The sequence below is a fragment of the Telluria sp. RT2P19 genome, from assembly GCF_059685725.1.
On the sequence record NZ_JCASIL010000013.1, the window covers coordinates 132,563 to 146,936 of the forward strand.

Sequence of the window (14,374 nt, forward strand, 5' to 3'; positions counted from 1 at the left end):
TGCGGGTCAGCCCTTCGGCGCCGTCATCGCTGCCTTGATCGCCACGCAGCGCTGCTCGTTCTGCAGGGTGTCCAGCAGCGAGCGGCGGGTGAAGGCCGACAGGTCCTTCATCTGGTCCGCGGCGCGGCCCAGGCGCTCCACGCTTCGCGGCGTGCAGGCGGTCGGGATCATGGTGACGGCGTAGGCGCGCATATAGACCGGACCGGCCGCCTTGTCGATGGCGGGCAGGCGCGCCAGGCGCGCGTCGGCGTCAAGCTCGCTCAGTGCACCCTGTTCGGCCGGGAACACGCTGCCCATCGCGGTGCGGATGCGCGAGAACGGCAGCGGCGACTTCAGGTCCTCGATGCGCCGGACCCACTCGGCCTTGACCTTCGGGTCCGGGCGCGCGGCGGTTGCGGCCACCGCCGCGACCTGGCCGGCGTCGGACTTGTCGCGCGCCGTCTCCGCCGCGACCAGCTTGTCCGCGCCCGCGTAGTCGTAGCGGTTCAGGTGAGCGATGATGGCCCAGCGCAGTTCCTGGCTGAGCTGCAGGCCCGCCACGTCGACCTTGCCGTCCAGGATGCCGGCCAGGCGCGCCAGCGCGTCGGGGCTGGACGCCACGCTCACGTACAGGCCGAACCAGCGGCGCTGGACGTCGGTGTCGGCGGTGTGCGCCAGAACGCCATCCCACGCCATCTTCTCGAGGGCGGCATTGGTCTGCTTGACGTACGCCGAATCCAGGTTCATGGCGTCGAGGTAGTGCCTGGATTGGACGACCTTGCCCAGCACGTCGCCGAGCAGGGTGTAGTCCTTCTCTTGCGGCGCGTTGTTCAGGGCCACGGTGATGAAGTCGTTCAGCGGCAGCTGGGCGTCGCGCACGCCGTCCCACAGGCTTTGCCAGAGCATCGCACGCAGCAGCGGATCGTCGACCTGCGACAGCCTGGTGCGCGCGGTGTCGAATGAGCGCTGGTCGAGCTGGACCTTCGCATAGCCCCAGTCCTGGTAGTTCGGGTAGACGAGGTCCGGGCAGGCCGCGCCGTCCAGGTCTTTCACTGCGGTGCTGGCGCCTTTATACGTCACCGGCACGTTCTTGATCAGCGACAGCTTGCCGCCGTCGACCTTGAACGCCGCCACCTGCACGCGTTGCTCGCGCAGGGTCGGCAGCTCCTTGCCCGGCGCCGCCTGGGTCAGGGTAAAGCCGCTGATCTTGCCGTTGCTGCAGCTGTAGTTGGCGGCGATCGTGTTCACGCCGGCGTGGTACAGCCACTCTTTCGTCCAGCCCGACAGGTCGCGGCCGGCGGTCTTGGCCAGGGTATCGATGAAGTCGTCGAGGGTGGCGTTCTGCCACGAATACTTGACCAGGTAGTTGTGCACGCCTTTGCGGAACACTTCCTCGCCCAGCAGGTGGCGCAGCTGCTTGAGGGCCGCGCCGCCCTTCGAATAGGTGATGGCGTCGATATTGTCGAAGGCATTCGCCGACGACGGCACCGGTACCTCGATCGGGTGGGTGCTCGCGGTCTGGTCCTGGATGTAGGCGCGCTGCTTGCCGGTCTGGTAGAACTTCTGCCACGAGTCCTTGAACTCGGTCGATTCGGCGGTGGCCAGGATGCCCATGAAGGACGCGAAGCTTTCGTTCAGCCACAGGCCGTTCCACCACTTCATGGTGACCAGGTTGCCGAACCACTGGTGGGCCATCTCGTGCATGATCACTTCGGTCATCGACTGCTTCTGGTCGGCCGTCATGTTCGCCACCGCGTAACGCGCCTCGGCGAAGGTGATCGCGCCGGCGTTTTCCATCGCGCCGTATAAAAAGTCGGGCACGATCAGCTGGTCGTACTTCTCGAACGGATAGGGGATGCCGAAATATTCTTCGAAGAAGGTCATGCCGGCCTTGGTCTGGCGGAACCAGTCGGCCGGGACGATCTGCCTGGCCAGCGACTGCCGCGCGAACAGGCGCATCGGATACTTGCCGCTATTGTCTTCCCACACCTGGTAAGGGCCGGCGTGCAGCGAGAAGTTGTAGGGGCTCAGGCGCTTGGTCTGCTTGAAGGTCCAGCGGCGGTTGGCGCCGGCGTCATCGATCTTGGTCTCGCGCGTGGTGGTGACGACATGCCAGTCCTTCGGCGCGGTGACGCTGACGGTATAGCTGGCCTTCAGGTCGGGCTGGTCGAACAGCGGGAACATCTGCTGGGCGGCGGCCGGCTCGAAGTGCGAATAGGTATACACCCGGCCATCGGCTGGGTCGACCATGCGGTGCAGGCCTTCGCCATTGGTGCTGTGCAGGCGCTCGTAGGCGACGGTGACGGTGTTGCGGCCCCTGGCCAGGTCGGAAGGCTGGATGGTGATGAACCAGTCGTTATAACTCGCCTTGACCGGCTTGCCGTTGACGCTCACCGACTTGACGGTGGCCTTGTTCAGGTCGAGGGTGACGGCCGCATTCGTGTCCTTGAGGTCGAAGCTGACGGTCGTGGTGCCGGCGAAGGTTTCCTTGCCGGTCAGGGTGAAGTCCAGCACATAGTCCACGTTCGCGATGCGGGCGGATCGGGCGAACGCGTCGTCCTGCGACAGGAAGGCGGTTTCGGCGCGGGCCGGGGCGGCTTGCCGGGCCGGCGCGGCCTGGGCGACGCCGCCGACAACGAGGGTGGAAGCGATGGCAAGGGCCACCACGCGGTGTGCGGGAAAGTTCACTGAAAATCCTCTCTCGGGTAGGCGCATCTGGGTGCGCGAAATGTCAATCGCGCAAGAATAGCACTAACGTTCCATGCTGGACACCCATTGGAGAGATTGTGTTCTCGCCGTATGCATGCTGTATGCACGTGCGATGCCAGCATCAAACCACATGAAAAACGGGACCACGTGGGTCCCGTCGAAAGAGGCGCCGCGCTTCGCCGGCGACTGGCAGCGAAGCGGCGGCGAAAACGGATAATCAGGCCGCGTCCTGCAGCGCAGGGTAATCGGTGTAGCCGACCGCGCCCGGATGGTAGAAGGTGTCGGTATTCGGCGTGTTGAGCGGCGCACCGAGCTGCAGGCGCTTCGGCAGGTCAGGGTTGGCGATGAACAGCTGGCCCCACGCCACCGCATCGGCGGTGCCGCTGGCAATCAGTTCCGCGGCCTTTTCGCGGGTGAGTTGCTGGTTGGCGATCCAGACGCCGCCGAATTGTTTCTTGATCATCGGGCCCAGTGCGTCCGGACCCTGGCCTTCGCGGGTGAAGATGAAGGCGATCTTGCGCTTGCCCAGTTCGCGCGCCACGTAGCCGAAGGTATCGATCGGGGTCGAGTCGCCCATGTCGTGCGAATCGCGCGCCGGCGCCAGGTGCATGCCGACACGGTCGGCGCCCCATACCTCGATGCAGGCGTCGGTCACCTCGAGCATCAGGCGCGCGCGGTTCTCGATCGGGCCGCCATAGGCGTCGGTGCGCCGGTTGGTCGAATCCTGCAGGAACTGGTCGAGCAGGTAGCCGTTGGCGCCGTGGATTTCGACGCCGTCGAAGCCGGCCTTCTTGGCGTTCTCGGCGCCCTTGCGGTAAGCGGCGACGATGCCGGGAATTTCTTCCAGGTCGAGCGCGCGCGGCGTCACGAAGGGGCGTTTCGGACGCAGCAGGCTCACATGGCCATCCGGCTGGATCGCCGAGGGCGCGACCGGCAGGTCGCCGTTCAGGAACGACGGATCCGAAATGCGGCCGACATGCCACAGCTGCAGGAAGATGCGGCCGCCGGCCTGGTGCACGGCGTCGGTGACGATCTTCCAGCCTTCGACCTGCTCGTCGGACCAGATGCCCGGCGTATCGGCATAGCCCACGCCCATCGGGGTGACCGAGGTCGCTTCGGACAGGATCAGCCCGGCCGATGCGCGTTGCACATAGTATTCGGCCATCAGCGCGTTCGGCACGCGCGCGCCGCCATCGGCGCGCGAGCGGGTCAGCGGCGCCATGACGATGCGGTTCGGCCATTCGAGGGCGCCCACCTTGATCGGATCAAACATTGTAGTCATCGGGTATTCCTAAAGTCCGTCGTTCAGTTGTGCGAGGAAGGATTGGATCGCCTCCTCGTTCCGTTGGAAGAAGATCCATTGGCCGACGCGGCGTGTGTTCACGAGCCCGGCGCGCTGCAGGGTGGCCAGGTGCGCCGACACCGTCGATTGCGACAGGCCGGTTTTCTGGTCGATCAGCTTGCAGCACACACCCATCTCGAGCGGGTGGTCCTGCTCGATGAAGTGCTGCTGCGGATCCTTGAGCCACTGCAGGATCTGGCGCCGCACCGGGTTGGCCAGGGCCTTGTGGATCGCGTCGAAGTCCATGGGTCTGCTCCTTATATCGGGTTCTTTCGATCCGAATATCGTCATCTTACGATATTCGCGAAAAGCTTGCTGACGGCGGCTCGAAATATCACGGGATGCTCCCCTCGGGTGGGCGGCGAGCCGTCCACCCGGCCGGCATTTAACCCTGTTCGCGGCCGAAGGTCGCGTTCGGGCGGGTCAGGTAATACCACTCGGTATTGGCGGCGGCGTTCGCGGCCGGGAACAGGATGCGGCCGCCGAATTCGGCCACCACCGGCGTGCCGTCGGCGCGGTGGCCTAGGAGCTCACCTTCGCTCACCGGATCGAAGCTCTTCCACGGTCGCACGAAACTGTCGTCCGCATGCAGCTTGTCGTGCACCACGACCATCGACAGCGCTTCCATTTCCTCGAACGCGACCGGCGCCGGATCGGCCGCCACGGTCAAGCCCAGGTGGGCGAGCGTGTTCATGATCGCGCGGTAGGCGACGTCCGGCGCGGCCGGATCGTCGTGCTGGCCGCACTCGAGCGTCAGCGCGTAGCCCCCGGTGCTGCGCATGTATTCGGTGGTGCCCACGCCATAGCGCAGCACGGTTTCCAGTTCGTCGGCGCTGCGGCTGCGGCGCTGCACGCCGTCGCCATAAGTCGCCAGCCAGCCGTCGACGAAGCGGCGCACGCCCAGGCGGCGCGCCCAGGCGCGTTCCCGGGCGGCGTGGCGGAAGGGCTGCAGCGCGCCATCGTTGTCGAGCGGCCCGACCATCACGAACGGCTCGCCGGTGGCGGCGAAGGAATGCAGGTCGAGCAGCACGTCGTGCTGGCCGAGCAGGGGACACAGCCAGTTGGCGATCTGGTCTTCGAAGTCTTGCGGATGCTCTTTCGGGAACAGGTCGCGGTTCAGGTTGCGCTCGCCGTTGCGGGTGTTCTGGGCGTAGGCCAGCGGATTGACGATCGGGACGAAAGTGACGCTGCCGGCCGCGATATGCAGAAGCCCGCTGTCGATTTCCTCCATCACCTGTTTGATTGCCTTGGTGCCGCATACCTCGTTGCCATGGGTCGCGCCCATGATGATGACGCGCGGGCCGGCCTGCAGGCCGGTGTAGTTGACGGATCTGAATTGATACTGGCGGGGGGAAGTCATGGTGAGCGTAGGCCGGAGAAAAAGGGTGGCGATATTCTATCGGTAAATGCGCGGGCGCAGAAAAAGGCGTCGCTGGCCAGGCCTGGGCGGCATGCGGGGCCCGTCTGGTTATACTGTTCCCCGGAGCGGGATCGATACCGGTCCCGCCGCCCGATCCGAAGGGAACTGGATGACGCGACTAACGACCGCCCCGCTATCTGCATTGTTGCTGCTCGTCGCCGCAGCCCAGCCAGTCCACGCTTGCCGTTCTCTCCCGCAGCAGCTCAGCGCGCAAGAGCAGGTCGCCCGAGCGACCGACGTCGCGCTCGTCAAGGTGGTGCGCGCGACGCCGCGGCCGCATCCACCGCCATCGCGCCCACCCGACACGCCGGCCTGGATGGTGCCCTACCAGGGCTGGAATCCGGCGCTGTGGCAAAGTACGCCGCCGAGCCGGGGCGACCAGCATTACCTGGTCCAGTATCCGGTCGAGTACGCGTTCGAGGTCGAGAAACGCTGGCGTGGGACACAGCGCGACAGTTTTACGCTCATGGGCGTGTCGCCGCCGACGACGTTCCACGACCCGGGACCGGAAGCCAACCAGGGCCGCGACGAATTCTGGGCCCATGGGGGCGGGCGTTTCGGCCGGCTGCATGCGTGCACCATCGAGCCGTGGTTCATCGTCGGCGAGCGATACCTGGTCTTCATCGGGAATCCGGTCATCGCGCGCAGCTACGAGCATGTTGCGACCATCGAAGGCCGGGCGAATCCCGATGACAAGTGGCTGCGTTACATCGACGCGGCGCTCGGCCCAGGCGCGCAATCGCGGCTTGTGGATTGACCTGCAGGAAGGCGAAACAGGCGCTGCCAGGTGCCGATCATGGAGGCGTGGCGGCATGTTCGATCAGCGGGCGGCAATTTGGCGGCTGCGCTGCGCGTCCCGGATCTCGGGCAGCGATCACAACCCGTGCTGCAGCCGGTGCTGCAGCCGGTGCGGTGGCCAGTGCGGCAGCAGCTGGCGCAAGACCCGATTGCCAGGCTGACCCGCGCATTCGGCGGTGACGCCTGTCTGCGAGGCGAGATCGCGATCCAACGTATCTCGCCCGGTCGACTGACGCCCGAATTCGCCGACGTTCAAGCCATTTCTCTGAATACAAGGTAGCAAGACCGATTGCAACGTCCCGCCATTTTTTCAAGTCGCGCATGACCAGCCTTGCGGATGGCGGTGCTCAGCGCTGCGCCTCGATCACGCCGAAGCCCGCCGGCGCATCGCCCAGGTAAGCCAGCACCGCATGCGCCTGGATGTTGGCGTCGTACTGTGCATTGGCGGCGATGGCGGCGCGCAATCCGGGCACGATATCCGGTGTATGGGGTTGGCGGTAAGCCTTGATCAAGAGATGCACCAGGTCGGCCGGCGCATCGGCGCGGCGCAGGCGCGCTTCGATGATGCCCAGCAGCGCGCGCTGCATGCGCGGTGTCGGATTGCGGATCTCGCCGAATACATGGGGCGTGTTGGCGATGGCGGCGCAGACGACGCTCTCCATCCGGTCGCCCTTGAAGTCGGACGGAATATCGAAATACGCCTTGTTCCAGCGCGTGTGCGGATAGGCGTGGCCGGGCGGAAAACGGTCGGCGTTTTCCAGGCCCATGGCCCGGCTTGCGCGCGACCACAGGTCGCCGAGGGTGTCCAGCAGTGCCATTACGAGATATCTTGCGCTTGTGTCATCCCGCGAGTGTAGCGCATGGCCGGCAAGCGCGCATAGGGGCAGCAGGGCGGCTTGGGGGCGCCCTGATGCCGGTGGTTCAGGCAAACCGCCCAGCCCGGAAATCCTCCACCGCCTGCTGCAGTTCGGCCTGGGTATTCATCACGAACGGCCCGTACTGCGCGATCGGCTCGGCCAGCGGACGTCCCGCCAGCACCAGCAGGCGGGCCGGCGCATTCGCCTTGATCCGCACGCCGTCGGCTTGTGGCGCATTATCGAGGATCGCCATGCGTCCCGCGCCTACGCCTTTGCCCTCGATGACCGCTTCGCCGCGGAACACATAGACGAAGGCGTTGTGCCCCGCGGGGATCGGCTGCTCGAAGGTCACGTCGGCCGGGATCTCCAGGTCGAGATACAGCGGCTCGGTATGCGCGCGCCGCACGGCCCCATCCACCCCGTGGGTGCTGCCGGCGATCACCCGTACCGTCACGCCGTCGTCCAGCGTAAAGCGCGGCACGTCCTCGATCGGGATGTCGCGATACCAGGGCTCGATCATCTTGTCCTTGGCGGGCAGGTTGAGCCACAGCTGGAAACCTTCCATCAGGCCCTCGTTCTGCTCCGGCATCTCGGAGTGGACCACGCCGCGGCCGGCGGTCATCCACTGCACGCCGCCATCGGTGATCATGCCTTCGTTGCCGGCGCTGTCCCGGTGGCGCATGCGCCCGGCCAGCATATAGGTGATGGTCTCGAAGCCGCGGTGCGGGTGTTCCGGGAAGCCGGCGATGTAGTCGCCCGGCTTGTCGCTGCCGAAGGCGTCGAGCATCAGGAACGGATCCAGGCGGCGCTGCAGGGGGCCGGTCAGCACGCGGTTGATCTTCACGCCAGCGCCGTCCATGACGAACTGGCCGTTGATGATTTTCTCGACGCCGCGCGATTGCTCGATCCGTGCGTCGGTTGCGGTGATGCGCATGCTGTTCTCCTGGTTTGGTTGCGCCGCCCGGCGGGCGGGGTAGTTAAGCCAGCGCCGCTTCGATGGCTTCGTTGGCGGCAGCCTGGCCCTTGGCCACGGCTTCCGGTCCCATGGCCATGCCAGACGAATAGATGAAGGTGTGGTCGTTCAGGCCCAGGAAGTTCAGCAAGGTGCGCATCTGCGGCACTTGCGGATCGGCCGCTTCGTCATACACGCCGCCGCGGGCAGCGGCCACGTACACCTTCTTGTTCTTGAGCAGGCCTTCCGGACCGGTCTCGGTATAACGGAAGGTCACGCCGGCGCGGGCAATTGCATCGAACCAGCTCTTGAGCTGCACCGGCATCGCGAAGTTGTACATCGGGGCGCCCAGCACGATCACGTCGGCTGCCTGTGCTTCGGCGATCAGGGCGTCGTCCAGCGCCACGCGGGCGGCTTGCTCGACCGAACGCTGCGCGGCCGGGGTGAACAGGGCGCCGATGGCGGCGCCGTCCAGCAGTGGGTGCGGCTGGGCGCCGAAGTCACGGCGCACGACGGTCGCGCCGGGGTTGGCGGCGGCCAGCTTGTCGACGATTTGCTGGGTGACGCGGGTCGATTCCGATGCGTCGCCGCGAACGCTGGTGGTGATGTGCAGGATGTTCATGGTCAGGGTTCCCTTCGTTGTGTGGAGTGTCGATGGGGAGACTTTAGCAATACCGAAAACAATGCGGAAGCCAGTAGAATGGATAACATTATTCTGCTGATGGGACAATCATGGACGTCGAACCGAACGACTTGCTGCTGTTCGCGCGAATCGTCGAATCGGGCAGCTTCACCCGCGCCGCCAGCCGCGTGAACCTGCCCAAGTCGACCGTCTCGCGGCGCCTGGCCTTGCTCGAGACGACCCTGGGCGAGCGCCTGCTGCAGCGTACGACCCGCAAGCTGGTGGTCACCGAATTCGGCGCCAGCCTGTACGAGCATGCGCGCCGCGTCGCCGACGAAGTCGATGCCGCCGGCGCGCTGGCCCAGCACCGCCAGGGCGAGCCAAGCGGCAAGCTGCGCATCTCGGCGCCCGGCGACTTCGCCAACACCGGCCTGTACGACGTCATCGCGCGCTTCCTCGATCGCTACCCGGCGGTCAAGCTCGAGATGGACCTGACGCCGCGCCGGGTCGACCTGGTGGCGGAGAACTTCGACATCGCGATCCGCATGGGCGACCTGCCGGACGACGCGACCCTGAGCGCACGCCCGATCACCCTCGAGCAGCCCGGCCTGTACGCGGCGCCCGGCTACCTGGCGCGCAGCGGCATCCCCGAGCACCCGGACGACCTGGCCGAGCATGACGTGCTGTGCATTCTGAGCCGCACGGGCGGCGCCGCGCCGTGGACGCTGACACGCGGGAAAGTCCGGTGGGAGCGCGTCCTGAGCGCGCGGCTGACGGCGAATTCGCCCGACCTGCTGGCGCGCATCGCGTCGCGTGGCGCCGGCATCGCGCTCAGTTCGACGCTATTCGCGCAGCCCTATATGCAGACGGGAGAACTGGTGCGGGTGCTGCCGGAGTGGGAGATGCCAACCTCGAGTGGCTGGGCGGTATTCCCGAGCCGCAAGCTGATGCCGGCCAAGACCCGGGCCTTCCTGGAGATGATCGAATCGGCGTGCACCGAAAAAGGCCATAGCCCGCAGGCCGCGGTGGCAGCGTTCAGGGAGCGCGCCCAGCGTGACGCCGAACTGGGCGAGGCCCCCGAACTCAGGACTTGAGCGGACGTTCGCCCATCGGTTCGCCCAGGCGCACCTTGCCCTCCGGCGCCCAGCCCGGATTGAAGGCGATCGCGCCGCGCTGGAACAGCATCACCACGGTGGAGCCGAGCAGGAAGCGGCCCATTTCCTCGCCTTTTTTCAGGGTCACCTGGCCTGGTTCGTAGTTCCAGTCGCAGATGCGCGGCATGCGCGGCGGGTTGACCACGCCGTGCCAGACGGTGGCCATGCTGCCGACGATGGTCGCGCCGACCAGGGTCATCACGAACGGCCCGAGTTCATCGTTCTCGAACACGCACACCACGCGCTCGTTGCGCGCGAACAGTCCCGGCACGCCGCGCGCCGTGGTCGGGTTTACCGAGAACAGCTTGCCCGGCACGTAGATCATGCGCGTCAACCGTGCATCGCACGGCATGTGGATGCGGTGATAGTCCTTGGGACTCAGGTAGACGTTGGCGAAGTGGCCGTGCTGGAAGTGCGCGGCCAGGGTCTGGTCGCCGCCGACCAGTTCGGCGGTGGTGAACTTGTGGCCCTTGGCCTGGAAGATCTGGTGGTCGTCGATGTCGCCGAACTGGCTGATGGCGCCGTCGACCGGGCAAACGTAGTCGCTGGCCGCCAGCGGACGCACGCCGTCGCGCAGCGGGCGGGTGAAGAATTCGTTGAAGCTCGGGTAGCTGGCGATGTCCGGATTGGCGGCTTCGTTCATGTCGACGCCGTACTTGCCCACGAACCAACGGATCAGGCTAGTCGTCATGGACCCGCCCTTGTGGCCGGCCACCCGGCCGGCGAAATTGGTCATCGCCTGCTTCGGCATGACGTATTGGGGCAAGACTTTTATACGGGACACGGGCGATCGCCTTTCATCGAAAAGTGCGCATTATAGCGGGCGTATTACAGCGGGCGTGCCGAATGGAAACTGTCCTTCCCATCATTGGCATGCCCGAGTGTACTCCAGGTGATGGCGCAGTGGCGAACGCTGGAGGGACTGCCTGGATGTGGAAATCCAGAATTCCACAACAGGGAAGTAAATAGTTCTCTTAGTGGGAGCCATAAACTTCTAGAATGATGTTTACATTATGCTACTAATGGGCATATATTTACTCCACACATATCCAATAACGAGGAGATTCCCTGTGATTTCGTCAAAGCGACCCCGCCACCCGCTGTCCCTGATCCTCCTGGCGGCCTGCGCCGGCCCCGTCTGTGCACAGCAGGAACAGGCGGGAACCGCGGTGTCACAGGTGGAGATCAAGGGCAGCAGCGCGAGCTACGACCCGCGGCGCGACGACACGGCAACCCGCACCGTGGTCGGGCGCGAAGAACTGGGCCGCTACGGCGACCGCACGGTGCTCGACGTCCTCAAGCGGGTGCCGGGCGTGACCGTCGACGCCAACCAGGGGCGCGGCGGCACGATCCGGATGCGCGGGCTGGGCGCCGGCTACACCCAGATACTGATCAACGGCGAGCGCGCGCCAAGCAGCTTTGACTTCGATTCGCTCTCGCCCGACGTTATCGAGCGCATCGAGGTAATGCGCGCGGCCACCGCCGACCTGCCGACGCAGTCGGTGGCCGGCACGGTCAATATCATCCTGCGCCATGTGGCGAAGAAGGGCGAACGCCAGGTCAAGCTGGGCATGCTGCAATCGTCGCAATTCAGGGGCCCGAACGCAGCCCTGCAACTGAGCGAGCGCGGCGAAGGCGTCGCCTGGTCGCTGGCAGGCGACGCGACCGGCGAACGCTATGACCGCGCCTGGAGCATCTTTGAAGAGACGGTCGCGCCGCGCGGCGCGGTGGGCGTCGCGCGCCTGACGAGCGCGCCGGAACAGGGCCGCATGCGGCGGATGAGCCTGAGCCCGCGTCTCGAGTGGACACTGGACGATGGCGATACGATCACCTTCGAGACCTTCATCAACGTCAACCGCTTCCGCAACCGGACCCACCTGTCGGTTGCTACCGCGATCGGCCCGCCGCCGCCCGTGCCCGAGCTGGTCACCCGGATGCGCGCCGACGCCGAAGACCTGCGCAGCGACCTGTCCTGGACCATGGGCTTCGGGTCCGGCGCGACGCTGGAGGCCAAGCTGGGATTGACCGGCGAGAATGCAGAGAACACGATCTTGCGCCAGGGGAGGGATGCCCGGGACCTGGCCGTCACCGACGGCCAGGTCGATTCGTCCTGGCGCGACCGCGGCGCGAACTCGACCGGCAAATACATGCGCAAGCTGGAGAGCGGGCATGCCATCGCGGCCGGCTGGGATGGCGGCCTCGGCTGGCGCGATGAGCGCCGCGATGAGCGCGATGCGATCCGCGTCTTCCCTCCCGCTGTGCCGCTCGACGAAACCTTCAAGGCGCGCATTGCCCGCCTGGCGCTGTATGCCCAGGACGAATGGCATATCACGCCGCAGTGGTCGATGTACCTCGGCCTGCGCTGGGAAGGCATCCGCATCCGCGCGAATGGCGACACCTTCGACGCGACGCGCACCGATTCGAACGTCTGGAGCCCGATCATGCAGACGCTGTGGAAGATCCCGGACCGCAAGGGTGACCAGGTGCGCTTCGCCGTGACCCGCACCTACAAGGCGCCCGACCTCTATTCCCTGCTGCCGCGCCGCCAGGCCTATGAGAACAATAGCGCCACCGAGGCCGACTTCCAGGGCAACCCCAACCTGAAGCCCGAACTGGCCTGGGGGCTCGACGCGAGCTATGAACATTACTGGGCCGAGAATGCCATGGTTTCGCTCGGCGCCTCGCTGCGCCGTATCGAGGACTACACCAGCAACCAGATCTACTTCGACGGCTACCGCTGGATCTTCACGCCGGTGAACGACGGCCGCGCCGAGACCCGCACGCTGGAACTGCAGACCAGGTTCCCGCTCAAGTCACTGTTCCCGCAGGCGCCGGCGATCGACGTGCGCGCCGGCGTCAACCGCCACTGGTCACGGGTCAAGTCGGTGCCCGGTCCGGACAACCGCCTGGAACGGCAATCGCCGCTGTCGGCCAACCTCGGCCTGGATTACAAGGCGGGGGCGCTGTCGCTGGGCGGCAGCATGGCCTTCCAGCGCAACGGGCAGGTGCGGGTGACGGCCAATCGCGGATACTATTCCGAGGCGCGCACCGACCTCGAGGCCTATGCGGCGTGGCGCTTCGATCCGAAGCGGCAGTTGAGGGTGTCGGTGTCGAACCTGCTGCACCAGGATTCGGGCTTCGAGCCGACCTACGCCGACCCTGTCGCCGGCGTCGAGAAGCGGCGCTTTCATTATCCCGATGCGGTGCGCCTGCAGGCGAACTACGAAATCAAGTTCTGATCATGCACGCTTGACTGCCGGGCGTGGCTGCGGAAGTATCGCCACGCCACGAACAAGGCCGATGCCTGCATGGCCGCGCATACGAAGAAGCTGCTGCCGACCCGCCAGTCGGCGGGCGGCAGGTGGCTGACCGCGCCCAGGATGGCGGTGCCGAGTAGCGGTGTGACGATCACCCCCAGGCTGCCGATCGATTGCAGGGAACCCATCAACTCGCCCTGCTGCTCGGGCGGCGAGGACTTCGAGACCAGGCCCTGCAGCGCCGGCCCGGTGGCGTAGGCCAGTACATTGCTCAGGATGAAGACGTACATCATCCAACCCTGCGTTGCCAGGCCGTAGGCGAGAAAGGTCAGCATGCCCGAGGCGAGCGCGAGCAGCGCCAGCCGCACCTCGCCGAAGCGTCGGATCAGGATGCCGAGCAGCCCGGCCTGGACCACCACCGAGCCAAGGCCCACGCAGAACAGCGCGATGCCGTTGTCGCGGGGCGTCCAGCCGAAGCGGAAGGTGGTGTAAAGCACCCAGGTCGACTGCAGCATCATCTGGGCGAAGGTCGCAAGCAGGATGACGATGACCAGGCCGCGGATATCCTCGCGCCGCACCAGGCGCAGCAGGGCCGACAGGGGATTCAGGCGCCCCAGCGCGAACGGTTCGCGGCGCCCGGCCGGCAGCGATTCGGGCACCATCAGGAAACCGTAGACGAAGTTCGCGGCCGACAGCGCCGCCGCCACGTAGAAAGGCAGGTGCAGGTTGGCGTCGCCCAGTACGCCGCCCAGCATCGGGCCGCAGATGAAGCCGAGCCCGAAGGCGGCGCCGATCTTGCCAAAGGCCTTGGCGCGGTTCTCGTGGGTCGAGATGTCGGAGGCATAGGCCGAGCCGACCGACATGCTGGCCGAGGACATGCCGCCGATGACGCGGCCGACGAACAGCCATGCCAGGCTGGGCGCCCAGGCCGTGACCAGGAAGTTCAGGCACATGCCGGCCATCGAATACAGCAGCACTGGACGGCGGCCGATGCGGTCGCTCAGGGCCCCGAGCGCCGGCATGCACAAAAATTGCAGGATCCCGAAGGTCGCCGCCAGCACGCCGTACCACAAGGCCCGCTTGTCCGGCCCGTCGACGAACTGGTCGAGCAGCAGCGGCAGCACCGGGACGATCAGGCCGATGCCGAGCATGTCGATGAAGATGCAGACCAGGACGAAATTGAGCTTGCCGGAGACGGGTTGCGGTAAGGCGGTCGAACTGGTCATGGACACCTCGGTCAATACGGGTGGCCTATCTTAGCATTGCATCAAGACCGGCAGGCAA

The 14,374-nt window shown here is 66.0% G+C and carries 13 protein-coding genes; 4 read left to right on the top strand and 9 right to left on the bottom strand.

Going from position 1 to position 14,374, the window contains the following annotated elements; genetic code table 11:
• Positions 1-6: 6 nt before the first annotated feature.
• The 4 genes from pepN to AC56KW_RS17005 form a co-directional block, all read right to left on the bottom strand.
• Positions 7-2,667, bottom strand: a complete 2,661-nt coding sequence (gene pepN / locus AC56KW_RS16990) for an aminopeptidase N (RefSeq protein WP_497171851.1) — start codon at positions 2,665-2,667, stop codon at positions 7-9.
• Between the two features lie 238 nt (positions 2,668-2,905).
• Entirely contained in the window at positions 2,906-3,970 is a 1,065-nt protein-coding gene (locus AC56KW_RS16995; protein WP_497171852.1) for an alkene reductase, read from the bottom strand.
• Positions 3,971-3,979: 9 nt separating this feature from the next.
• A complete protein-coding gene (locus tag AC56KW_RS17000; protein ID WP_497171853.1) occupies positions 3,980-4,276 on the bottom strand; it encodes an ArsR/SmtB family transcription factor in 297 nt (98 codons plus the stop codon).
• Positions 4,277-4,415: 139 nt separating this feature from the next.
• Positions 4,416-5,390: a M14 family metallopeptidase gene (locus AC56KW_RS17005; RefSeq protein WP_497171854.1), complete on the bottom strand. Its 975-nt coding sequence runs from the start codon at positions 5,388-5,390 to the stop codon at positions 4,416-4,418.
• A 169-nt stretch (positions 5,391-5,559) separates the two neighbouring features.
• On the opposite strand from AC56KW_RS17005, the gene AC56KW_RS17010 reads away from it, so the two are divergent.
• Together AC56KW_RS17010 and AC56KW_RS17015 are read left to right on the top strand one after the other, a co-directional pair.
• Positions 5,560-6,207, top strand: coding sequence for a hypothetical protein (locus AC56KW_RS17010; RefSeq protein WP_497171855.1), 648 nt, complete (start codon positions 5,560-5,562; stop codon positions 6,205-6,207).
• A gap of 30 nt (positions 6,208-6,237) precedes the next feature.
• Positions 6,238-6,528 carry a hypothetical protein gene (locus AC56KW_RS17015; RefSeq protein WP_497171856.1) on the top strand — a complete coding sequence of 97 codons (291 nt, stop codon included), beginning with the start codon at positions 6,238-6,240 and terminating at the stop codon, positions 6,526-6,528.
• Between the two features lie 67 nt (positions 6,529-6,595).
• Here the strand turns inward: AC56KW_RS17015 and AC56KW_RS17020 are convergent, their stop codons facing one another.
• From AC56KW_RS17020 to AC56KW_RS17030, 3 genes are all read right to left on the bottom strand, one after another.
• Positions 6,596-7,066 carry a hypothetical protein gene (locus AC56KW_RS17020; protein WP_497171857.1) on the bottom strand — a complete coding sequence of 157 codons (471 nt, stop codon included), beginning with the start codon at positions 7,064-7,066 and terminating at the stop codon, positions 6,596-6,598.
• Positions 7,067-7,169: 103 nt separating this feature from the next.
• Complete coding sequence (locus AC56KW_RS17025) at positions 7,170-8,039, bottom strand: pirin family protein (RefSeq protein WP_497171858.1); 870 nt, start codon at positions 8,037-8,039, stop codon at positions 7,170-7,172.
• Between the two features lie 43 nt (positions 8,040-8,082).
• A complete protein-coding gene (locus tag AC56KW_RS17030; protein ID WP_497171859.1) occupies positions 8,083-8,679 on the bottom strand; it encodes an FMN-dependent NADH-azoreductase in 597 nt (198 codons plus the stop codon).
• A gap of 110 nt (positions 8,680-8,789) precedes the next feature.
• On the opposite strand from AC56KW_RS17030, the gene AC56KW_RS17035 reads away from it, so the two are divergent.
• Positions 8,790-9,773 (top strand): LysR family transcriptional regulator, encoded by a 984-nt coding sequence (locus AC56KW_RS17035; protein ID WP_497171860.1) that lies wholly within the window; start codon positions 8,790-8,792, stop codon positions 9,771-9,773.
• On the opposite strand, the gene asd is transcribed toward AC56KW_RS17035, so the two are convergent.
• Entirely contained in the window at positions 9,763-10,617 is an 855-nt protein-coding gene (gene asd / locus AC56KW_RS17040) for an archaetidylserine decarboxylase (protein ID WP_497171861.1), read from the bottom strand. The genes AC56KW_RS17035 and asd overlap by 11 nt on opposite strands.
• Before the next feature lie 286 nt (positions 10,618-10,903).
• Here asd and AC56KW_RS17045 point away from each other — a divergent pair, with 286 nt between their 5' ends.
• Entirely contained in the window at positions 10,904-13,072 is a 2,169-nt protein-coding gene (locus AC56KW_RS17045; protein ID WP_497171862.1) for a TonB-dependent receptor plug domain-containing protein, read from the top strand.
• Here AC56KW_RS17045 and AC56KW_RS17050 read toward each other — a convergent pair.
• Positions 13,054-14,316, bottom strand: coding sequence for a TCR/Tet family MFS transporter (locus AC56KW_RS17050; protein WP_497171863.1), 1,263 nt, complete (start codon positions 14,314-14,316; stop codon positions 13,054-13,056). The two genes, AC56KW_RS17045 and AC56KW_RS17050, sit on opposite strands and share 19 nt — an antisense overlap.
• Positions 14,317-14,374 lie beyond the last annotated feature (58 nt).

Excerpts from the sequence above, each read along its gene's own strand:
- AC56KW_RS17020 (WP_497171857.1), bottom strand. The coding sequence starts at position 7,066 with ATGGCACTGCTGGACACCCTCGGCGACCTGTGGTCGCGCGCAAGCCGG.
- AC56KW_RS17030 (WP_497171859.1), bottom strand. The coding sequence starts at position 8,679 with ATGAACATCCTGCACATCACCACCAGCGTTCGCGGCGACGCATCGGAA.
- AC56KW_RS17000 (WP_497171853.1), bottom strand. The coding sequence starts at position 4,276 with ATGGACTTCGACGCGATCCACAAGGCCCTGGCCAACCCGGTGCGGCGC.
- AC56KW_RS17035 (WP_497171860.1), top strand. The coding sequence starts at position 8,790 with ATGGACGTCGAACCGAACGACTTGCTGCTGTTCGCGCGAATCGTCGAA.
- AC56KW_RS17010 (WP_497171855.1), top strand. The coding sequence starts at position 5,560 with ATGACGCGACTAACGACCGCCCCGCTATCTGCATTGTTGCTGCTCGTC.
- AC56KW_RS16995 (WP_497171852.1), bottom strand. The coding sequence starts at position 3,970 with ATGACTACAATGTTTGATCCGATCAAGGTGGGCGCCCTCGAATGGCCG.
- AC56KW_RS17005 (WP_497171854.1), bottom strand. The coding sequence starts at position 5,390 with ATGACTTCCCCCCGCCAGTATCAATTCAGATCCGTCAACTACACCGGC.
- AC56KW_RS17050 (WP_497171863.1), bottom strand. The coding sequence starts at position 14,316 with ATGACCAGTTCGACCGCCTTACCGCAACCCGTCTCCGGCAAGCTCAAT.
- AC56KW_RS17025 (WP_497171858.1), bottom strand. The coding sequence starts at position 8,039 with ATGCGCATCACCGCAACCGACGCACGGATCGAGCAATCGCGCGGCGTC.